At 71.8% G+C, this 20781-nt stretch carries 17 protein-coding genes and 1 pseudogene; 8 read left to right on the forward strand and 10 right to left on the reverse strand.

Translation table 11 applies throughout. The features are described 5' to 3' along the window. The 5 genes and pseudogenes from H9623_RS09745 to ctaE form a co-directional block, all read right to left on the reverse strand. Positions 1 to 75: pseudogene (locus H9623_RS09745) on the reverse strand (superoxide dismutase); the annotation flags it as partial. A gap of 176 nt (positions 76 to 251) precedes the next feature. Continuing rightward, positions 252 to 1964 (reverse strand): cytochrome bc1 complex cytochrome b subunit, encoded by a 1713-nt coding sequence (gene qcrB, locus H9623_RS09750; RefSeq protein ID WP_321575374.1) that lies wholly within the window; start codon positions 1962 to 1964, stop codon positions 252 to 254. Continuing rightward, complete coding sequence (gene qcrA, locus H9623_RS09755; protein WP_321575375.1) at positions 1961 to 2992, reverse strand: cytochrome bc1 complex Rieske iron-sulfur subunit; 1032 nt, start codon at positions 2990 to 2992, stop codon at positions 1961 to 1963. The genes qcrB and qcrA overlap by 4 nt, the downstream gene beginning before the upstream one ends. After that, positions 2989 to 3768 (reverse strand): cytochrome bc1 complex diheme cytochrome c subunit, encoded by a 780-nt coding sequence (gene qcrC, locus H9623_RS09760; protein WP_193719864.1) that lies wholly within the window; start codon positions 3766 to 3768, stop codon positions 2989 to 2991. Before qcrC ends, qcrA begins: the two co-directional genes overlap by 4 nt. Before the next feature lie 81 nt (positions 3769 to 3849). Beyond that, a complete protein-coding gene (ctaE, locus tag H9623_RS09765) occupies positions 3850 to 4500 on the reverse strand; it encodes an aa3-type cytochrome oxidase subunit III (protein ID WP_193719865.1) in 651 nt (216 codons plus the stop codon). A gap of 354 nt (positions 4501 to 4854) precedes the next feature. On the opposite strand from ctaE, the gene H9623_RS09770 reads away from it, so the two are divergent. Together H9623_RS09770 and trpD are read left to right on the forward strand one after the other, a co-directional pair. Beyond that, entirely contained in the window at positions 4855 to 5310 is a 456-nt protein-coding gene (locus H9623_RS09770; protein ID WP_227748458.1) for a hypothetical protein, read from the forward strand. Between the two features lie 83 nt (positions 5311 to 5393). Then, positions 5394 to 6452 carry an anthranilate phosphoribosyltransferase gene (trpD, locus tag H9623_RS09775; RefSeq protein WP_227748467.1) on the forward strand — a complete coding sequence of 353 codons (1059 nt, stop codon included), beginning with the start codon at positions 5394 to 5396 and terminating at the stop codon, positions 6450 to 6452. Positions 6453 to 6527: 75 nt separating this feature from the next. Here trpD and H9623_RS09780 read toward each other — a convergent pair whose 3' ends face one another. Together H9623_RS09780 and H9623_RS09785 are read right to left on the reverse strand one after the other, a co-directional pair. Further along, entirely contained in the window at positions 6528 to 6809 is a 282-nt protein-coding gene (locus H9623_RS09780) for an Lrp/AsnC family transcriptional regulator (protein WP_193719866.1), read from the reverse strand. Next, positions 6803 to 8653: a DEDD exonuclease domain-containing protein gene (locus tag H9623_RS09785; RefSeq protein WP_193719867.1), complete on the reverse strand. Its 1851-nt coding sequence runs from the start codon at positions 8651 to 8653 to the stop codon at positions 6803 to 6805. The genes H9623_RS09780 and H9623_RS09785 overlap by 7 nt, the downstream gene beginning before the upstream one ends. A 207-nt stretch (positions 8654 to 8860) precedes the next feature. Between H9623_RS09785 and H9623_RS09790 the strand changes: the two genes are divergently transcribed. Then, a complete protein-coding gene (locus H9623_RS09790; protein ID WP_193719868.1) occupies positions 8861 to 10414 on the forward strand; it encodes an NYN domain-containing protein in 1554 nt (517 codons plus the stop codon). A gap of 140 nt (positions 10415 to 10554) precedes the next feature. Here the strand turns inward: H9623_RS09790 and H9623_RS09795 are convergent, their stop codons facing one another. Then, complete coding sequence (locus H9623_RS09795) at positions 10555 to 12366, reverse strand: AMP-dependent synthetase/ligase (protein ID WP_193719869.1); 1812 nt, start codon at positions 12364 to 12366, stop codon at positions 10555 to 10557. A 263-nt stretch (positions 12367 to 12629) separates the two neighbouring features. On the opposite strand from H9623_RS09795, the gene H9623_RS09800 reads away from it, so the two are divergent. Then, complete coding sequence (locus H9623_RS09800; RefSeq protein ID WP_193719870.1) at positions 12630 to 13577, forward strand: ROK family glucokinase; 948 nt, start codon at positions 12630 to 12632, stop codon at positions 13575 to 13577. A 160-nt stretch (positions 13578 to 13737) separates the two neighbouring features. Here H9623_RS09800 and H9623_RS09805 read toward each other — a convergent pair whose 3' ends face one another. Beyond that, the gene (locus H9623_RS09805; protein ID WP_193719871.1) at positions 13738 to 14325 is read right to left on the reverse strand and encodes a hypothetical protein; all 588 of its coding nucleotides are present in this window, start codon (positions 14323 to 14325) and stop codon (positions 13738 to 13740) included. Positions 14326 to 14385: 60 nt separating this feature from the next. On the opposite strand from H9623_RS09805, the gene H9623_RS09810 reads away from it, so the two are divergent. The 3 genes from H9623_RS09810 to H9623_RS09820 all read left to right on the forward strand — a co-directional run bounded on the left by H9623_RS09810 (position 14386) and on the right by H9623_RS09820 (position 17864). Next, positions 14386 to 15177: a lysophospholipid acyltransferase family protein gene (locus H9623_RS09810; RefSeq protein WP_227748459.1), complete on the forward strand. Its 792-nt coding sequence runs from the start codon at positions 14386 to 14388 to the stop codon at positions 15175 to 15177. A gap of 88 nt (positions 15178 to 15265) precedes the next feature. Then, positions 15266 to 16504, forward strand: coding sequence for a pyrophosphate--fructose-6-phosphate 1-phosphotransferase (locus tag H9623_RS09815; protein ID WP_193719872.1), 1239 nt, complete (start codon positions 15266 to 15268; stop codon positions 16502 to 16504). Positions 16505 to 16511: 7 nt separating this feature from the next. Beyond that, a complete protein-coding gene (locus H9623_RS09820) occupies positions 16512 to 17864 on the forward strand; it encodes a class II 3-deoxy-7-phosphoheptulonate synthase (protein ID WP_193719873.1) in 1353 nt (450 codons plus the stop codon). Between the two features lie 171 nt (positions 17865 to 18035). Here H9623_RS09820 and H9623_RS09825 read toward each other — a convergent pair whose 3' ends face one another. Beyond that, positions 18036 to 20129, reverse strand: a complete 2094-nt coding sequence (locus H9623_RS09825; protein WP_193719874.1) for a Stk1 family PASTA domain-containing Ser/Thr kinase — start codon at positions 20127 to 20129, stop codon at positions 18036 to 18038. A gap of 127 nt (positions 20130 to 20256) precedes the next feature. Here H9623_RS09825 and H9623_RS09830 point away from each other — a divergent pair, with 127 nt between their 5' ends. Continuing rightward, positions 20257 to 20676 (forward strand): Rv2175c family DNA-binding protein, encoded by a 420-nt coding sequence (locus H9623_RS09830; RefSeq protein WP_193719875.1) that lies wholly within the window; start codon positions 20257 to 20259, stop codon positions 20674 to 20676. The last annotated feature ends 105 nt before the right edge of the window (positions 20677 to 20781 follow it).

Consider the following 20781-nt stretch of genomic DNA (forward strand, 5'->3'; position numbering starts at 1 on the left):
CATGATGCGGCCGGAGATGTGGGGCTCGAGTGCGCCGTAGTCGTACGACAGCTCGGGAAGGGTGTAGACAGCCATGGCGGATTGCCTCCTGGATCGTGCGTCGCCCCGCGGGACGGTGCGACAACTGTGGCGAAAGGTTCGGCCGGTGCGAAACCGAGCGAACACGACACCCCTGGAACGCCGACGACCCGTGAGATGTTCCGGCTGGTGCCGGACCGTCTCACGGGTCGTCGTGCTCCGAGGGGAGCGGGTCAGTGCGTGGTGCTGCCGGTGTCGTCAGGGCTGACGATGTGGCTGCCCCCGCCGACTGCGGAACCGGACTCCACGGCGTGCGTGTCGTCTGCGGCGCCGAGCGCGTCGTGCTCGCCGTGCGAGTGCGACGCCGCGACCTCCGAGGGGGTCACGGGCTCGACCCGGTCCTCGTAGAAGAAGCGGGAGAGGCGCTGCAGGCGGCGGTCCTTCTTGTAGCCCTTGCGGCGGACGCCACGAGAGTCGGTCGCCGGCTCGATCTCCAGGGGAGCGTGCGCCGTGTAGTTCACACGGAGCCAGCGCTCCTGGTCGTCCAGCGGACGGTGGACCTCGATGTACTCGCCGTGGGCGAAGCGCACGATGCGTCCGGTCTCGTGACCGTGCAGGACGAGCTCGCGGTCCTTGCGCTGGAGCCCGAGGCAGATGCGCTTGGTGATCCAGAACGCGATCACCGGGCCGACGAAGAGCAGGACCCTGAACACCCACGTGATCGCGTTGATCGACAGGTGGAAGTGCGTCGCGATGAGGTCGTTCGAACCGGCCAGCGCGAGGATGATGAACGCCGTCAGGAACGCGACGCCGAGGCCCGTGCGGACCGGGACGTTGCGCGGGCGGTCGAGCACGTGGTGCTCGCGCTTGTCCTTGGTCACGGCCGCCTCGAGGAACGGGTAGACCGCGAGGAACGTGAACAGAAGACCCGGGATCACGACCGCCGGGATCAGGATGTTGAGCGAGAGCGTGTAGCCCGCGATCACGTACTCCGTCTGACCCGGCATGAGTCGGAGCGAACCCTCGAGGAACAGCATGTACCAGTCGGGCTGAGCGCCGGCCGAGACGGGGGAGGGGTCGTACGGTCCGTAGTTCCAGACGTTGTTGATGGCCATCGTGGCGCCCATCGCGGCGATGACGCCGAACACCACGAAGAAGAAGCCACCAGCCTTGGCGACGTACACCGGGAAGAGCGGGAAGCCGACGACGTTGGCGTTCGTGCGGCCACCACCGGGGTACTGCGTGTGCTTGTGCAGCACGACGAAGAACAGGTGGAGGGCGACGAGCGCCAGGATCAGGCCGGGCACCACGAGGATGTGCAGCGTGAAGAGCCTCGGGATGATGTCCTCGCCCGGGAACTCCCCGCCGAAGATGAAGTACGACATGTACGACCCGATGATCGGGATCGACTTGACCACGCCGTCGGTGATGCGCAGACCGTTGCCGGAGAGCACGTCGTCGGGGAGCGAGTAGCCCGTGAAGCCTGCGGCGAGACCCAGGATCATCAGGAGGAACCCGACCATCCAGTTGAGCTCGCGCGGCTTGCGGAACGCGCCCGTGAAGAACACGCGCATCATGTGCGTCACGATCGCGGCCATGAACAGCAGCGCCGACCAGTGGTGGATCTGGCGCATCAGCAGACCGCCGCGCACCTCGAACGAGGTGTGCAGCGTCGACGCGAAGGCCTCGGACATGAGCTGCCCGTTCATCGTGGCGGGCTCGCCGTGGTACTCGATCAGGCCCATGCTCGGCACGAAGAACATCGTCAGGAAGAAGCCCGAGAGGATGAGGACGACGAACGAGTAGAGGGCGATCTCGCCCAGGAGGAACGACCAGTGGTCAGGGAAGACCTTGCGGGCGAACTCCTTGACGGCTCCGGCGATGCCGGTCCGCTGGTCCAGATAGTCTGCGGTCGCTTCAGCGGGTCCCGCGGTGCTGGTGCTCACTTGAGGCGCTCCCAGTAGCTCGGTCCGACGGGCTCCAGGAAGTCGCTCTGCGCGATCAGGTAGCCCTCGTCGTCAACGGTGATCGGCAGCTGCGGGAGCGGCCGCTTGGCGGGGCCGAAGACGACCTTGGCGCCGTCCGCGACGTCGAAGGTCGACTGGTGGCACGGGCACAGCAGGTGGTGCGTCTGCTGCTCGTAGAGCGCGACAGGGCAGCCCACGTGGGTGCAGACCTTGGAGTACGCGACGATGCCGTCGTAGGACCAGTCCTTGCGGTCCTCCGCCTCCTTGAGGTCACGCGGGTCGAGGCGGACCATCAGGACGATCGCCTTGGCCTTCTCCGAGATCCACTCGTGGGAGGTGCGCACCTCCTCGGACACGTCGGGGATGACGTGGAACGCACTACCGATCGTGACGTCCTCGGCCTTGATCGGGCGGCCCGAGGGGTCGAGCGCGAGGCGCATCTTGGGCTTCCAGAGCGTGTGACGGAACTTGTTGACGTTCCAGTCTCCACCCACCTCGGCCACGAGGGGAACAGCGATCGCGAGCGGGAAGAGCGCGAGGGCCGTGACGACCGCGCCCTTGAGGACCCCGCGGCGCGCGATCCCCGAGTCCTGCGCACCCTCGGTGAGGGCCTGGACGGCCTCGGCGCGCACGGCGTCGGAGCTGCGCTGACCGTGACGCTCGTCGACGTGCTCGTGGTCCGACATGAGCGTCTTGGCCCAGTGGACGGCCGCGAGGCCGATGCCCAGGAGCGAGAACGCCAGGCCGAGCCCGATGATGAGGTTGGCGGTGCGGATGCCCGCGATCGAGGTGTCCTCGGGCAGCGCGAAGAACGCCACCAGCATGCCGATCGTGCCGATGATCGAGATCGTGAAGAGGATCACGACCTGCATCTCGGCACGCTTGGCCGCCTTGGGGTCGCGGTCCGCCATCCGGCTCTTGTGGGCCGGGATGCCCGGGTCCTGGAAGCGGTCGAGCTCGTGCCCGTCCTGCTTCGTCAGGTCCGTCGAGTTCTGGTTGTCGCTCACGACGACTTCGCTCCGATCCACACAGCGGCGCCGATCAGCAGGCCCATGCCCACGATCCACACCCACAGGCCCTCGCTCACGGGGCCGAGAGAACCAAGGTCAAGTCCACCGGCCGAACCCTCACGCTGCTCGATGAGGTAGGCGATCACGTCGCGCTTCTCGTCCGGCGTGACGTTCATGTCGTTGAAGACCGGCATGGACTGCGGGCCGGTCTGCATGGCCTGGTAGATGTTGCGCTCGGAGGTGTCCCACAGCGGGGGTGCGAACTTGCCCTCGGAGAGGGCGCCGCCCGCTCCCACGGCGTTGTGGCACATGGCGCAGTTGGTGCGGAAGACGGCGGCACCGTTGGACGGGTCGCCGAGCGCTGCGTCGACCTGCTCGTCGGTGGGGATGGCCGGGCCTGCACCCAGGGAGGCGACGTACGCGGCGAGCTGTGCGGTCTGCTCCTCGTCGAACTGGCGCGGCTTCTGGATGGCCTGGGGGCCTTCCATCTGCATGGGCATACGACCGGTCGACACCTGGAAGTCGACAGCGGCCGCTCCGACGCCGACGAGGGACGGGACGGTGTCCGATCCTTCGGCGCTGGGGCCGTGGCAGGTGGCGCAGTTCGCCTGGAAAAGCTTCTGGCCTGTCTCGATGTCCTCGGTGCTGGCGCTGTCAGCGCTGGCAGGACTCGGGGCAAAGGCGGCGTAGACGCCGCCGGTGACCAGCAGCGCCAGCAGCAGCAGCACGACCGGTGCGAAGCGGTGGTGTCTGCGGGCGGCGAGTGCCTTCACGAAATGATCCTCGTCTCGCAAGTGGGGGGTGCAGGGGGCAGGTGTGGTTGTCCGGGCATCGGTGCCGCGGGCGTCACCGCGTCAGCGCAGGATGTAGATCACGAAGAACAGTGCGATCCACACGACGTCGACGAAGTGCCAGTAGTAGGACGTCACGATGCCGGTGGTGGCTTCGTGGTGCCCGAAGTTCTTGGCGGCGAAGGACCGACCGAGAAGGAACAGGAAGGCGATCAGACCACCGACGACGTGGAGTCCGTGGAAGCCTGTGGCCAGGAAGAAGACCGAGCCGTACGGGTGCGACGAGATGGTGAGTCCCTCGTGCACGAGCTCGGCGTACTCGAAGACCTGACCGCCGATGAAGAACGCACCCATGAGGTACGTGAGCGTGATCCACTCGTTCATGCCCCACCGGTTGACCTGGAAGATCGATCCGGTGCGGACGGGCTGGAAACGCTCCGCCGCGAGGACACCCAGCTGGCACGTCACGGAGGACAGGACCAGGATCGACGTGTTGACCACGGCGAACGGGATGTTGAGCTTCTCGGTCTGAGAAGCCCACTCCTCTGCGGGTATCACCGAGCGTGCGGTGAAGTACATAGCGAACAGTCCAGCGAAGAACATGAGCTCGCTGGCCAGCCACACGATCGTCCCGACCGAGACAGGGTTCGGTCGGTTGACGCTCACGTGCTGGTGGGCGTGGGGGGCAGCCGTTGCGGTCGACACATCAGCCATTATGGCCGACGCCGGAGTGATTTGGACCATCGGATCGGGGGGTGGCGCGCGGCAAATCTCACAAAGTCTCCAGATCTTCCCACCAAGGCCTGCACTTCATGACGGATCACGTGGAAGTGCCATGAAATCGCGCATTTTCGGGACCCCTGACCAGCGCCTGGAACACGACCGTCCGTCGCGGCGCGCGTGGGTACGGCTCCCGGCGACGACGTGCCAAGATGCCCAGGTGTGCTGTGCCGCCGGTTCGGTGGTCCGCGGTGGCTCGCTCCACCGGGAGACCCGGGGGAGAGCACCCAGCAGACCCGGCCGGGCACCGGTCGGGATCCGGCCAGACCCGATCAGAAGGAGGCGACGATGACGTCGACCACGAGCGGCTTGACGACCATCCCCCCGGCACACCAGGACGTCCTGTCCGCCGACCAGGTCGAGGCCGTGCGCGCGCCGCGCATCCTGCTCTACAGCGACGACGCGACCGTGCGGGAGCAGGTGCGTCTCGCCGTCGGGCGTCGCGTCCGGGCGGGCGCACCCGACATCGTGTGGAAGGAGGTCGCGACGGCCACCGCCGTGGTGGCCGCGGCCGACGCGGGCGGGTGGGACCTGCTCGTGCTCGACGGGGAGGCGGACAAGGCCGGCGGCATGGGGCTGTGCCGCCAGCTCAAGAACGAGATCTTCCGCTGCCCGCCCGTTCTGGTCCTCACCGGCAGGCCGCAGGACGGTTGGCTAGCATCGTGGTCGCTCGCCGACGAGGCCGTCCCCCGGCCGTTCGACGCGATCGAGCTGCAGCGAGCGATCGTCTCGCTGATCGAATGACCTCATGAAGGGCAGATCCCGTGACCACGACTCCGGGCACACCGGCAACCGCTCCGTCCGTCCTCGCGCCCCACGGCGCGTCCCTGGTGGCTGAGCAGGCGACCCACTCGTGGCCGGGACTCCTGACCGAGCTGATCGCGGGGCACGAGCTGAGCCCTGACCAGACCGCCTGGGCCATGGACATGGTCCTGTCCGGCGAGGTCAGCCCCGTCCGGCTCGCCGCCTTCCTCGTCGCGCTGCGGTCCAAGGGCGAGACCGTGGGGGAGCTGCGCGGTCTGGCGGACGCGATGCTGGCCCACGCGATCCGGTTCACGGTGCAGGGCCCTGCGGTGGACATCGTCGGGACGGGCGGCGACCGTGCGCACACGGTCAACGTCTCGACCATGGCCGCGGTCGTGATCGCCGGGACCGGGGTCCGTGTCGTCAAGCACGGCAACCGCGCGGCGTCGTCGTCGTCGGGGTCGGCCGACGTGCTCGAGGCCCTGGGCATCCGGCTGGACCAGGCCCCGGAGCGCGTGGCCCGCCTCGTCGACGAGGTGGGCATCACGTTCTGCTTCGCGCAGGTCTTCCACCCCTCGTTCCGGCACTCGGCCGTCGCGCGCAAGGAGCTGGCCGTCCCGACGGCCTTCAACTTCCTGGGCCCGCTGACGAACCCGGCGCAGCCCCGCGCGGCGGCGATCGGGGTCGCCGACGAGCGCATGGCGCCGCTCGTGGCGGGGGTCCTCGCGTCGCGGGGCACGTCGGCGGTCGTGTTCCGCGGGGACGACGGTCTCGACGAGCTCGCGGCGACCGGCGCCTCGACCGTCTGGGAGGTCCGCGACGGCTCGGTCGAGGTCAGCACGCTCGACGCGGCGAAGGACCTCGGCCTGCAGCGGATCACCGTCGAGGACCTGCGGGGGGCCGACGCGACGTTCAACGCGGAGGTCGCGCGCCGCCTGCTGGCGGGGGACGCCGGGCCGGTCCGGGAGACGGTCCTGCTGAACGCCGCGGCCGCGCTCGTCGCGGACGCGAGCCTGTCGGGGACGGCCGAGGGGAGCCTGGTCGAGCGCCTGCGGGCCGGGATGGAGCACGCCGCGGCGAGCATCGACTCGGGCGAGGCGTCGGCGGTCCTGGACCGGTGGGTCGCGGCCTCGACGCGCTGAGGAACGGCACGGCGGAGGGGGGGGGGGGGGGGGGGGGGACGCTGCACGCGGCGTCCCGCCCCGGCCGTCGTCGGGTCAGTCGTCGAGCCCCAGGGCGAACGCCTGCTCGAGGTCGACGTCGGAGTACGCGCGGAACGCGATGAAGGTCTCGGTGCGCAGGACGCCGTCGATCTTGCTGACCCGGTCGGCGATGACGTCGGCGAGGTCGTCGTGCTCCTTGACCCGCACCATGGCCACGAGGTCTGCCTTCCCGGTGACCGAGTACACCTCGCTGACGCCGCGCAGTGCGGCGACCTGGGAGGCCACCTCGGGGATGAGGTGCGGTTCGGTGTCGATCAGCACGATCGCGGTCAGCATGGTGTCTCCGTGGGGTCCGAGGCGCGATGCTCGTCGTCCGACGAGCCGGGGTCCAATCTAGCCCCGACGTGCTGGGCGACGCGCTGCGCCGTGCGGTCGCGGTCCGTGTAGGCGCGGGCCGAGCGGACGGGCCACGCGAGCGGGTGGCTCACGTCGACGAGCCGTACGCCGGGCTGCTCCAGCCATCCGAGCACGAGCTCGGCCTCGTGCGGGTGGCACGCGGGCGCCGGGGCCACGGGAGGGGCGACCTCCTCGGCCGTCGCGACCAGGGCGTCGATCGTGGGCCACGGGTCGGCCCCGGGTGCGGAGACGCCGGTGGCCGCGAGGCGTGCGTGCCGCACCACGACGATCTCCCACCCCCCGCGGTCGAGCGGCTTGGCCGCGACGAGCTCGGCGCACGCCGCGAGCGGTGCGAGGCGCTGCGCCCGTCCGGCCCCGAGCAGGAACGCCTCGAGGCGCGCGGTGACCTCGGCGGCCTGCTCGTAGCGCTCGTCCGCGGCGAGGGCGGCGATGCGCGCGGTCAGGGGTTCGACGACGTCGCTCGGGTCCGCGAGCAGGGTGGCCCGCGCGCGCCCCACGACGGCGGGGTAGCCGTGCGGATCCTGCACCGTGGTGCACGGTGCACCGCAGCGCCCCATCCCGGCGAGGGCGCACGAGCCGGCACCCGCGGCGGGCAGGAGGGGCAGGCGGGGCGTGCACTGGCGCAGCGGGAGCGCGTCGTGCAGGGCGTCGACCGCCTGCTGCGCCTGGCGCCGCGAGGAGTAGGGGCCGATGTGCGTGGCGTCGGGCGTGACGTCACGGACGATCGAGAGGCGGGGGTGGTGCTCGCGCGTCAGGCGCACCCAGCTCATGCGTTCGGGGAACTTGGAGCGCCGGTTGTAGCGCGGGGAGTGCTCGGCGATGAGCCGCAGCTCGCGGACCTGGGCCTCGAGCACGGTCGCGCACACCACGGGCGTCACGGCGTGCGCGATGCGCACCATCTCGGTCATGCGGCCACGCTTCTCCGCGGCCGTGAAGTAGCTGCGGACCCTGCGCCTGATCGAGGTCGAGGTCCCGACGTACAGGACCTCCTCGCCGGGGCCGCGGAACAGGTAGACGCCGGGGGCGTCGGGCAGGCCGTCGGCGAGCGTGCGCTTGCGCCGCACGTCCGGTGGCACGGGGTCCGTGGCGGTCGCGAGGTCCTCGAGGTGCGTGATCCCGAAGGGTGCCAGGCGCTCGAGCAGGGCGTGGAGCACGTCGACCGTGGCGCGGGCGTCTGCCAGGGCCCGGTGCTCGGGCGTCACGGCGGCGTGGAAGAGCGCTGCGAGGGTCGAGAGCTTGTGGTTGGGCGCCTCGTCCCGCGTCACGACCCGCCGGGCCAGGGGGACGGTGTCGACGACCTGGTTGCCGGGCCACTCGTAGCCCGCGTCCCGGGCGGCGGCCTTGAGGAACCCGATGTCGAAGGGGGCGTTGTGCGCGACCAGCACGGCGCCCCGAGAGAACTCCAGGAAGCTGGGCAGCACGGCCTCGATGGGTGGCGCGGTCGCGACCATCGCGGTCGTGATCCCGGTCAGGCGGGCGATGAACGCCGGGACGGGGGTGCCGGGGTTGACGAGCGTCTGGAGCTCTCCGAGCACCTCGCCGCCGCGGACCTTGACCGCGCCGATCTCCGTGATGCCGGCCGAGGCCGGCGAGCCCCCCGTGGTCTCGAGGTCCACGACCACGAACGTGACGTCCTGCAGGGGGGTGCCGAGCTCGTCGAGCCCGAGCTGGACGGGCACGCTCCCCGGGGCCGCCGTCGGGGTGAACGAGCGGACCGAGAGGAGCGGGCGTGCAGCCGGGGCTGCGGTGGTCGTGGACGGCATGCGCCGAAGGTACGCGGGGGCACCCACACGCACCGACGGCCACCGGGGCGTCGTGCCCGTCGCCGACCCCGAGCCCGACGACGGGCGCCGGGCCACGCGCCACGCACCACGCGCCATGCGCGACGGGCGCGGTGCCGTCGACGGGGAGCGGGCAGGTCGCGGTGGCGCCTCGGTGTCGGCCGCCCGCCGGGCCCGTAGTGTTGACCCATGGTCGGGACGAGTCGGGACGAGAAGGACACGGCACCACTGGCTGCCGACCCGCCGCCCGACGGCGTCGTCCCGGATCCACCCGTCCCTCCCGAGGTCCGTGCCCAGCTCCTGGAGCTGGCTGCGCGGGTCCTCGGCGCGTGGGACCCCTCGACGGTCCCGGTCGCCCTGCGCAGGGTCCGGACGTTCGCGCCGCGCCGGCGTGCCGCGTCGGGGGCCGTCCCGCTGTGGCAGGCCCTCGAGTCGAGCCCGTCCTTCCGGCACGCGGTCGCGGCCGCGTGGAGCGCGGCCCACCCGCGGGAGGCTCGCGAGCTCGTGCCCGACGGCGGCGCGCCCCCGCCCGAGGCCGTCACCGACGCGTCCGCGCCCGACCGGCCCGACGCCGTCGGGCTGAAGACCGCGCCCGACCGGGGCCGCACGTCAGCGCCCGACCGGACCGACGCCGTCGGGCAGGCCGCCCCACCGGAACCCGCGACCGCGCGAGACCTCGACACCGCAGGGCGGTCGGTGGACCTGGCCGTGGGCGCCTTCCTGCTGCGCCCGGACGGCTGGCAGGACCACCTCGTCCGGGCGCACCAGGACGTCCAGGAGCGCGAGGCGAGGCAGCACCGGGCGCAGGAGGCCGAGCGTGCGGTCTCCGAGCGCGACAGGGCCCTCGCGGAGCTCGACGCGGCCAGGCGGGCTGCCGCCGCCGACCGGGCCGCCCTCGACGAGGCCCGTGCCGAGATCGCGAGCCTGCGGCGGACCGAGCGCAAGCTGCGGTCCGACGCCGACCGGGCCCGCTCCGAGGCGCGCACCGCCCGTGCGGAGGCCGACGAGCAGACGGCTGCCGCTCGGGCCCTCGCGGCACAGGCGACGGCCGAGCGCCGGGAGGCCGCGGTCGCGCTCGAACGGGCCCACGCGGCGCGCGACGAGGCCCGCACGCTCACGCACACCGGTGCCGAGCTCGCCAACGCGCGGGCGCGCCTGCTGCTGGAGACGGTCGTCGACGCTGCGGTCGGGCTCCGCCGCGAGCTCGGGATCCCCCCGACGACCCTGCGCCCGGGGGACACCGTGGCGCCCGTCGACCGCGGCGACGGCGGCCACGCCGGGACCAAGGGGGCGGGCGGCACCACACGCCCCGGGTCGCGCGGTCGCGCGGGAGACGACCCGGCGCTGCTCGACGACGTGCTCGCCGTCCCGCAGATGCACCTGATCGTCGACGGGTACAACGTCAGCAAGTCGGGGTTCGGGACGCTGACCCTCGCGCAGCAGCGGCGCCGGCTCGTGGACGGGCTCGTGCGGGTCGCGTCGCGCACTGGGGCCGAGGTCACGTGCTGCTTCGACGGGCAGGAGCTGGGCCACATGCCTCCCGCGAGCACGCGCGGCGTCCGGGTGCTGTTCTCGTCCGGGGAGATCGCCGACCACCTGATCCGGCGACTGGTCGCCGCGGAGCCGGAGGGGCGCCCCGTCGCGGTCGTGACGAGCGACCGGGAGGTCGCGGACGACGTCCAGGCCATGGGCGCCGTGGCGATCGGCTCGCCCGCGCTCGTCGCGCGGCTCGCCCGGCTCTGACGCGCTCGCCCGGCCCTGGCTCCGTGCGGGCCGTCCCGCGCGGTCGTCGGCCGCGTCCGGGGGACCGCCCGGGAACGCGGACGGCCGGCCCCCGCAGGGAGCCGGCCGCCTGATCGACCCGATGGGTCAGGACCCTCGGGTCACTGCGCGGGCACGCCCGCGTAGATCGCGTCGACCTCGACCGAGAAGTCCGTCAGCACGACGTTGCGCTTGACCTTGAGAGACGGCGTCAGGTATCCGTTCTCGACCGTGAAGTCCGTGGTCAGGAGGGTGAACTTCCGGATCGACTCGGCCCGCGACACGGCCTTGTTGGCGCGGTCCACGGCGGCGTCGAGGGCAGCGAGGACGTCGACGTCGAGCACTGCGGCGGCCACGCTCATGGGGTCCTTGCCGTGCATCGCGAGCCATCCCGGCAGGCCCTCGGGGTCGAGCGTCATGAGCGCCCCGATGAACGGCTGCCCGTCGCCGACGACGACGCACTGGCTCACGAGGGCGTGCGCGCGGATGCGGTCCTCGAGCACGGCGGGCGCGACGTTCTTGCCGCCCGCGGTCACGATGATCTCCTTCTTGCGCCCCGTGATGCGCAGGAACCCGTCCGCGTCGAGCGAGCCCAGGTCGCCCGTGCGGAACCAGCCGTCGACGAACGCGTCTGCGGTGGCCTGCGGGTTGTTGTGGTAGCCGCGGAAGACGTGGTGACCCTTGAGCAGGATCTCGCCGTCCTCGGCGATCCTCGCGGCGCAGCCGGGGAGCTGGGGGCCGACGGTGCCGATCTTGGTCGCGCTGGGGCGGTTGACCGACGTGGGGGCCGTGGTCTCGGTCAGGCCGTAGCCCTCGAGGATGCGCACGCCGATCCCGCGGTAGAAGTGGCCCAGGCGCTCGCCCAGAGGGGCGCCGCCGGACACGGCCCACTTGGTCTGCCCGCCGAGCGCGGCACGCAGCTTCTTGTAGACGAGCGCGTCGGCGACCTTGTGCTGGATCTTCAGGCCGAGACCGGGACCCTTGGGCTCGTCGAGCGCGCGCGACCAGGCGATCGCGGTCGCGGCGGCCCAGTGGAAGATCTTGACCTTGCCACCCGCCGCGGCCTTCTGCTCCGAGGAGTTGTAGACCTTCTCGAAGACGCGGGGCACCGAGAGGATGTAGGTGGGCTTGAACTCGCCCAGGTCCTCGAGGAGCGTCTTGGTGTCCGGGGTGTGGCCCAGGACCGTGCCCCCGGCGACCACGAGGACGCCGATGAAGCGCGCGAACACGTGTGCGAGGGGCATGAAGAGCAGCGTCCGGCCGTTGGGCTCGGCGAAGACCTCGGGCAGCGCCTCGACCGCGTTGACGGTCAGCGAGTAGAAGTTCTCGTGCGTGAGCTCGGCGCCCTTGGGGCGCCCCGTGGTGCCGGACGTGTAGATGATGGTCGCGACGTCCTCGAGGTTCGCGAGCCCGCGGCGGCGCGCGATCTCGTCGTCGCCGACGTCCTTGCCGGCCTCCTTGAGCGCTGCGATCCCGCCGTCGTCGATGACGAACACGTCGCGCAGCTCGGGGGCCTGCCCACGGACCTCCTCGACCGTGGCGGCGTGCGCGGCGGACTCGACCACGAGCAGCTTGACCCCGGCGTCGGACAGGATCCAGTGGACCTGCTCGGCGCTCGAGGTCTCGTACAGGGGGACGGGCACGGCCCCGGCGGCCCAGGTCGCCCAGTCGAGCAGAGTCCACTCGTAGCGGGTGCGGGACATGATGCCGACGTGCTCGCCGGGTTCGACGCCGAGGGCGACGAGGCCCTTGGCGACTGCGACGACGTCGGCGTCGACCTCGCGGGCGGACAGGGCCTTCCAGGGGGCGCCCGGTCCGCTCTTGACCTCGACCATGGGAAGGTCGGGGCCGGCGGCGACGCGGGTCGCGAAGAGGTCGTTGAGGTTGTCGAGGGGATCGACATCGATGATGCGCGGTGCGCTGAACTCGTCCATGCTGGCTCCAGTGGCAGAAGTCGACGGTGGAAGAACAGTACCCACAGGGTGCAAGTGTCGTTGACCGCCTCCGAGTCGGTACTCTTCGTGGTGCTGTGCGCTGTTGCGCAAGATTTCAGGCCGTACCTGGGCGAAGACCGGGAGCGACCGGACTTCGGAGCCGACGGACGTACGCAGAACCGATGCCGAGGCGGTGCACAACCGTTACCCCGGCGCGTGTTCTCTTCGGGAGTTCCAGACCGCTACGTGAGTGAGGACCTGACATGCATGCCATCGGAGTCGACATCGGCGGAACGAAGATCGCCGCGGGTGTGGTCGACGAGAACGGCACCATCCTTGCGCAGACGCGTCGCGACACCGAGCCCGACGACGTCGCCAGCATCGACGCCGCGGTCGCCGACGTCTACGCCGAGCTCTCCAAGGAGTTCCAGGTCGAGGCCATGGGCCTGGCCGCTGCCGGCTTCGTGAGCCCCGACAGGACCTCGGTCCTGTTCGCCCCCAACATCGCGTGGCGCGAGTACCCGCTGGCCGACAAGGTCCGGGCCCTGATCGGCGCCGACGACGTGAAGATCGTCGTCGAGAACGACGCCAACGCCGCGGGCTGGGCCGAGTTCCAGTTCGGCGCGGGCCGCGACGCCTCCGACATGCTCATGCTCACGGTCGGCACGGGGCTGGGCGGCGCGGTCGTCGTCGACGGCAAGCTGGTGCGCGGGCGCTGGGGCGTCGCCGCGGAGGTCGGGCACATGCGCGTCGTCCCCGGCGGCCACTACTGCGGCTGCGGCCTCGAGGGCTGCTGGGAGCAGTACGCCTCCGGCACCGCCCTCGTGCGAGACGCCCAGGCGTCGCTGATCACCCAGCCCGCACGCGGCGCCGCGCTGCTCGAGCTCGCGGGCGGCGACGCCTCGAAGCTCAACGGCCCGCAGATCACGCAGGCCGCCCAGGCGGGGGACCCCCTGGCGATCGAGCTGCTCGCGAACCTGGGTCGCTGGATCGGCGAGGGGGCGGCCTCGGTCGCGGCCCTGCTCGACCCCGAGATCATCGTCATCGGTGGCGGCGTGTGCGCGGCCGGCGAGCTGTTGCTCCAGCCCGTCCGCAAGGGGTTCATCGACCAGCTCTCGGCCCGTGGGCACCGCCCCGAGGCGCAGTTCGAGGTCGCCCAGCAGGGCAACGAGGCCGGCATCGTGGGTGCCGCGGACCTCGCCCGTCGGTAGTCGTCGGCAGCCGCCGGCACGGCCCCTGGTCTCCTCGTGAGGCCGGGGCCGCGTCGCGTGCCCGGGGCGAGCGGGTTTCTGGGCGAGATCTCCCCGGGGTACGTGACGGGTCGGGCGTGACGCCCGGCCACACCCAGGGGCCCGACGGCGCAGCCCGGCCTCAGACCACCGCGCCGGGTCCCGAGTGGTCGTCCTCGCGACGGTGCGGCATGCGCCACAGGAGAACCGCGAGGCCCACGAGGAACAGGCCGCCCGCCACCTGGGCGACGATCGTCGGGAACGGCCGGAGGACGACCATGCCGACCAGCAGGAGGATCGGGACGCCCACGACCAGACCCCAGGCCATGGTCATGAGGGGGTCGCGGCCCATGCCGATGTCCGGGTCCGGGGGAGTGAAGTGGCTCTCGGCGTCCTCGAGCTCCTCGACCTCGGGGGTCGCGGGCCAGTCCCGCGGACCGGGGCCCTGCACCCAGGGCGCGACCGGGAAGGTCTCGTGGAGGTCGCGGGGGCCGGTGGCCGACCCGCGGTCCGCGTCCGGCCCTGTCCCGTGCGCGGGGTCCGCTGCTGCGGCCTCGGCCGCGGCGGACACGTCGGCGAGGTCCGCGACGATGTCCGCCCAGCGGGCGTCGACGTCGGGGAGGTCGTCGGGCGGCGTGCCCGGCGCGCCGGTCGATCCGTCGCCGGTCGGCTCGATCGCGTCGTCCTTCCCGTCGTTCTCACCCAGCGGTCCTGCATTCGGTGCGGCCATGGGGTTCACTCTAGAGTCGGAAGAGCGCCTCGTGTTCGCGAGGGCCACCAAGGAGGAACGTTGTTCTACTGGTTCATGAAGCAGGTGATGGTCGGCCCCCTGCTCCGGCTGCTGTACCGTCCGTGGACGCGCGGCGTCGAGAACGTCCCCGACGAGGGGGGCGCGATCCTCGCGAGCAACCACCTCGCGGTCATCGACTCGTTCATCCTGCCTCTCGTGCTGAACCGCAAGGTGCAGTTCCTCGGCAAGTCCGACTACTTCACGGGCAAAGGGATCAAAGGGCGCCTGACGGCCGGGTTCATGCGCGGCGTGGGCACCATCCCGGTGGACCGTGCGGGTGGCAAGGCCAGCGAGGCGGCCCTCACGACCGGTCTGCGCGTGCTCGGGGACGGTGAGCTGTTCGGGATCTACCCCGAGGGGACCCGCAGCCCCGACGGGAGGCTCTACCGCGGCAAGACCGGTGTCGCGCGGCTCGCGCTCGAGTCCGGCGCGCCCGTGATCCCCGTCGCGATGATCGGTACCAACATCGCCCAGCCGATCGGCAAGGTCATCCCCAAGCCCATGCGGATCGGCATCGTCATCGGCGAGCCGCTCGACTTCAGCCGCTACAAGGGCATGGAGAACGACCGCTTCATCCTGCGCTCGGTCGCGGACGAGATCATGTACGCGATCATGAGCCTGTCGGGCCAGGAGTACGTCGACATCTACGCCGCGACGGCCAAGGCGCGTCTCGCGGCCGGTCCCGCCGCTACCACACCTGCGGCCTCTCCGGCGGCGCCCGGCGGCAGGCCGGTCCCGGACGTCCAGGTTCCGGAACCGCCGCAGGAGGAGCCCGCGCCGTCAGTAGACTGAGGGAGCAGGCCGTCCCGCTGCCCCGGGTGATCCCCAGCGTCCAGCGACGCAGGCGCGGCGGCATCCTTCAACGAGAGGCTCCTTTGCTATGTCTGATCGTCGGCAGGTCCGTCGCGTCGCACTCCTGACGGCCGGCGGCTTCGCCCCGTGCCTGTCCTCCGCCGTCGGTGGCCTGATCGAGCGCTACACCGAGCTCGCCCCCGAGGTCGAGATCATCGCCTACCAGCACGGCTACCACGGCCTGCTGACCGGCACCAAGATCGTCGTCGACGAGGAGACCCGCAAGAAGGCGGGCATCCTGCACCGCTTCGGCGGCTCGCCCATCGGCAACTCGCGCGTCAAGCTCACCAACGCGAAGGACTGCGTCAAGCGCGGCCTCGTCCAGGAGGGCCAGGACCCGCTGCAGGTCGCCGCGGAGCAGCTCAAGGCCGACGGCGTCGACGTCCTGCACACCATCGGTGGGGACGACACGAACACGACGGCAGCCGACCTCGCGGCCTACCTCCACGAGAACGACTACGAGCTCACCGTGGTGGGCCTGCCCAAGACGATCGACAACGACGTGATCCCGATCCGTCAGTCCCTCGGTGCATGGACCGCGGCCGAGGAGGCCGCCGGGTTCGCGCGCAACATCATCGGTGAGCACCGCTCGGGCCCGCGCATGCTGATCGTGCACGAGGTCATGGGGCGTCACTGCGGGTGGCTGACGGCCGCGTCGGCCGCCGAGTACCGCAAGTGGCTCGACACGCAGGAGTGGGTCCCGGGCATCGGCCTGACCAAGGAGCGGTGGGACATCCACGCGGTGTTCGTCCCCGAGCTCGCGCTCGACATCGAGGCCGAGGCCGCGCGCCTGCGCACCGTCATGGACGAGGTCGGCAACGTCAACATCTTCCTGTCGGAGGGTGCCGGCATGAACGAGATCGTCGCGCAGCTCGAGGCGTCGGGCGAGACGGTCGAGCGCGACCCGTTCGGTCACGTCAAGCTCGACACCATCAACCCGGGGGCCTGGTTCGCCAAGCAGTTCGCGGAAAAGCTGGGCGCCGAGAAGACCATGGTCCAGAAGTCGGGCTACTACTCGCGCGCCGCGGCCGCGAACGCCGAGGACCTGCGCCTCATCAAGTCCATGACGGACCTCGCCGTGGACTGCGCGTTCAAGGGCGAGTCGGGCGTGATCGGCCACGACGAGGAGAACGGCGACCGCCTGCGGGCGATCGAGTTCCCGCGCATCGCGGGCGGCAAGGCGTTCGACGTCTCGCAGCCGTGGTTCGGCGACCTGCTGAGCGAGATCGGCCAGCCGCTCGTGCCGGCTGCGCCTGCGGAGCACTGATCCGCTGATGGCGACCACGACCGGCGCGGAGATCCACCAGGGACTGGACGCGTTCCGCTCCCTCGTCGCGCAGCAGCAACCCACGTGGCCCGACGCCGCGGCCCTCGCGGACGTGTCCGCGCGGCTCGCGGCCTCCGCGCCGCTCGTGGTCCCCACCGAGGCCGACACCCTGCGCTCGCGGCTCGCCGCCGCGGGCCGGGGCGAGGCCTTCCTCCTGCAGGGCGGCGACTGCGCCGAGACGTTCGCGGACGCGAACGCCCTGCGCATCCGCAACAAGGTGCGCACCATCCTGCAGATGGCCGTGATCCTCACGCACGGCGCGAGCATGCCCGTCGTCAAGATGGGTCGGCTCGCGGGGCAGTACGCCAAGCCGCGCAGCTCGAACGACGAGACGCGCGACGGTGTGACGCTGCCCGCGTACCGCGGTGACATGGTCAACGGGCACGCGTTCACCCCCGAGGACCGCGTCCCGGACCCCGAGCGCCTCATGCAGGCCTACCGGATCTCGTCGGCCACGCTCAACGTGGTGCGGGCGTTCACGGGCGGCGGGTTCGCCGACCTGCGTCAGGTGCACGAGTGGAACCGCGGCTTCATGCGCAACCCCGCGTACGCGCGCTACGAGAGCACGGCCGCGGAGATCGACCGGGCGATCCGCTTCATGAAGGCGTGCGGGGTCGACTTCGACGCGTTGCGCACCGTGGAGTTCTTCGTGAGCCACGAGGCCCTGATCCTCGACTACGAGCGCTCGCTCACGCGCATCGACTCGCGCTCGGGCGACGCGTACGACACCTCGGGGCACTTCCTGTGGATCGGTGAGCGCACGCGCCAGCTCGACGGCGCGCACGTCGACTTCCTGTCGCGCGTGGCGAACCCGATCGGGGTCAAGCTCGGCCCCACCACGGCCCCCGACGACGCGCTGCGCCTGATCGACAAGCTCAACCCGGACGCCGTGCCCGGTCGCCTGACGTTCATCACGCGCATGGGTGCGGGCAGGATCCGCGACGCGCTGCCCGCGCTCGTGGAGGCCGTGCGCGAGTCCGGCGCCCCCGTCACGTGGGTCACCGACCCCATGCACGGCAACACCATCACGTCGGACAGCGGCTACAAGACCCGTCGCCTCGAGGACGTCCTGGACGAGGTCCGTGGCTTCTTCGAGGTCCATCGCGCGCTCGGCACGGTGCCTGGTGGCCTGCACGTCGAGCTCACGGGCGACGACGTGACCGAGGTGCTGGGCGGCAGCGAGGAGATCGACGACGCCGGCCTGGCGCTGCGCTACGAGACGCTCGTGGACCCGCGCCTGAACCACCAGCAGTCGCTTGAGATGGCCTTCCAGGTCGCGGAGATGCTCCAGGCCCGTTGACGTGTCGTCGGGCCGTGCGGCCCGGGACGACCCCACGCAGCCCGACGGCGGCGCACCTGCGGGTGCGCCGCCGTCGGGCTGCGTCGTGCCGGGGACGTGCGTCGTCACGGCAGCGGGGCGGGGGCACCCGCGCGGCGTCGGGGGGACGCGCGCTCTGCTGCCGTGGGCAGGTCAGAAGACGTTGATCACGATCGTCGATCCCTTGGGGGCCGTCTTGCCGTCGCCCCCGGCGGGGTCCTGCGCGTAGACGATGTTGAGCGGGCTGATGCCCTGCGGGTGGCGCACCTCGACCTCGAACCCCGCGTCCCTGAGCATCTTCTCGGCCTCGGTGACGTTGCGCCCGTAGGTGTCGGGGATCTCGACGAGCGGGGGGCCGAGCGAGATCACGAGGGCGACCTTGTCCCCGCGGTGGCCCTCGGTGCCGTTCTCGGGCGTCTGGCTGACGACCAGTCCCGCGGCGACCGTCTCGGAGTAGTCGTCGGTCGAGCTGGGCTTGAGCCCCAGGTCGGAGAGCGCGGTCAGGGCGGCCTCCTTCTCGAGGCCGACGACCTGCGGGATCGTGACCGGGGCCGGCCCCTGGGACACCGTCAGCACGGGAACGGTCGAGTGGGGCACCGCCGTGCCCTCGGGCTCGGAGACGGCGACCACGGTCCCCGCGGGGGCCGTGTCGCTGTAGGCCTCCTTCGGGTCGCCCACGGTGAAGCCTGCGTCCTCGAGGGCCTCGGTCGCCTCGTCGACAGGCTTGCCCACGAGACCGGACGGGATCTCGACCATCTTCACGCCCAGCGAGACCAGCAGGTGGACCGTGCCGTCCTTGCGGACACGCTCGCCCGCGCCGGGGTCGGTCGAGATCACGCTGCCCGCCGCGAAGGTGTCGTCGTAGGCCGTGGTGACGGAGCTGTGCAGCTTGACCGCGTCGAGGGTCTGCTCGGCCCCTGCCTGCGGGACGCCCACGAGGCCGCCGGGGACGGCCGTGTAGGCGCCCGGACCGCTGAGGAACCACCACGACGCGCCGGTCACGGCGCCCACGACCAGGAGGGTGATCGCCAGGCCCCACCACCAGCGGCGCCGCCGCCGCGCGCCGGGCGACGCCTCGTCAACCGGCCCGTCGTCGGAGGGTTCGAGGGCGTGGCCGGCCAGCGCCCCGCGGTCGAGGACCTGGGTGTGCTGGGAGTCGGCGACCGGGTAGGTGGTCGGCGCCGGGATCGGGGAGGTCGGCAGTCCGGGCAGGGTCGTCGTGGGGGTCGGGTCCGGCACGGTCGTCACCGAGGTGCCGGGGCCCGCGAGCGCGCTGGCCAGCGCACCGGTCGCGACGCCCAGCACCGCGGTGTCCGGGGACCCCGCGGACGGACCGCTGCTCGCGGGCACGGCGCCCGGCGCCGCCGACGAACGGCGGTCGAGATCCGCAGGTCCGAGCGACTGCCGGGTCTGACGGACCAGGGAGAGGGCCGCCGACGCGTCCACGGGACGGTCCTCGGGAGAGCGTGCCGCGAGAGCGCACACGAGGACGTCCACCTCGGCGGGGATCCAGGGCTCGACGTCGGACGGCGCCGGGATGTCGGAGTTGACGTGCTGGAAGGCCACCTGCAGCGGCGTCTCGCCCGTGAAGGGGTGGCGGCCCGTGAGCATCTCGTAGGCGAGGACGCCCACGGCGTACACGTCCGTGCGCGCGTCGCACTGGCCCGACGTGATGAGCTCGGGGCCCAGGTAGGCGACGGTGCCCAGGATGGTGCTCGTCGCGGTCGACGCCCCCTCGCTGACCGCGCGGGCCAGGCCGAAGTCGGCGACCTTGACGCGCCCCGACTCGTCGAGGAGCACGTTCTCCGGCTTGACGTCCCGGTGGACGAGGCCCTTGCGGTGGGCGGCGGCGAGCGCGTCGAGGATCTGCTCGAGCAGGTCGAGCGAGCGCCCCACGGTCAGCGGCCCCTCGGCCTGCAGCACCTGGCGGAGGTTCGTGCCCGGCACGTACTCCATGGTCAGGTAGCTGGTCTCGCCGTCGACGCCCTGGTCGAACACCGCGACCACGCCGGGGTGGGCCAGGCGGGCTGCCGCGCGCGCCTCGCGCCGGAACCTCGCGACGAACTCGCTGCCGTCGCTGCCCTCCGCCAGGTGGGGGTGCATGACCTTGAGCGCGACCTCCCGGTCGAGGCGGCGGTCCACGGCCAGGTACACCGTGGCCATGCCGCCACGGGCGATCCTGGACACGACGTGGTACCGCCCGTCGACCAGGCGGCCCACGAACGGATCGGACGTCACGGTTGCCACGGTGGAAGTCTAGGCGTCGGGGAGCCCGGAACGGGTGAGGCGGTGACCGCGGGGCGTGCGGGTCGTGGGGACGGATCGTGAGGGAACCTCGGTGGGCGGGCGGTCCGGCGACACGTAGGCTTGTCCCGTGACCGACGGAACTGATCTCGAGCAGCTCGTGAACGAGTGGCTGACCCTTCCCCAACTAGCCGAGGTGCTCGGCACGACCGTGACCCAGGCCCGCAGCATCGTGCAGGACCGGCGCGTGGTCGGTGTCCGGCGGGGGGAGCGGGCCTCGTTCCAGATCCCCGCGGCGTTCGTGGTCCCGGCGCACCGCGCCAACCCGGCGAACGTGTCCCCGGCACCGGAGAACCCGGACGAGGGCCGGTTCGTGGTGCTCATGTCCCTGCAGGGCACGATCGCCCTGCTCACCGACTTCGGGTTCTCCGACGCGGAGATCCTCGAGTGGCTCTTCTCTCCCGACGAGGCGCTGCGGACCACGCCCATGGAGGCCCTGCTCGCAGGTCGCAAGGCCGAGGTGCGGCGCGTGGCGCAGGCCCTGCTCTGACGGCCCGCCGCCCCGCCGCGGCTCCCAGGGGAGCCCCGCGTCCGGGGTGAGCGACAGGCTGGACGGCCGGGGAACCCGGCCGTGGCCCCCCGCGGGGGGGGGGGG

Source organism: Oerskovia douganii (assembly GCF_015142735.1).
GTDB lineage: Bacteria > Actinomycetota > Actinomycetes > Actinomycetales > Cellulomonadaceae > Oerskovia > Oerskovia douganii.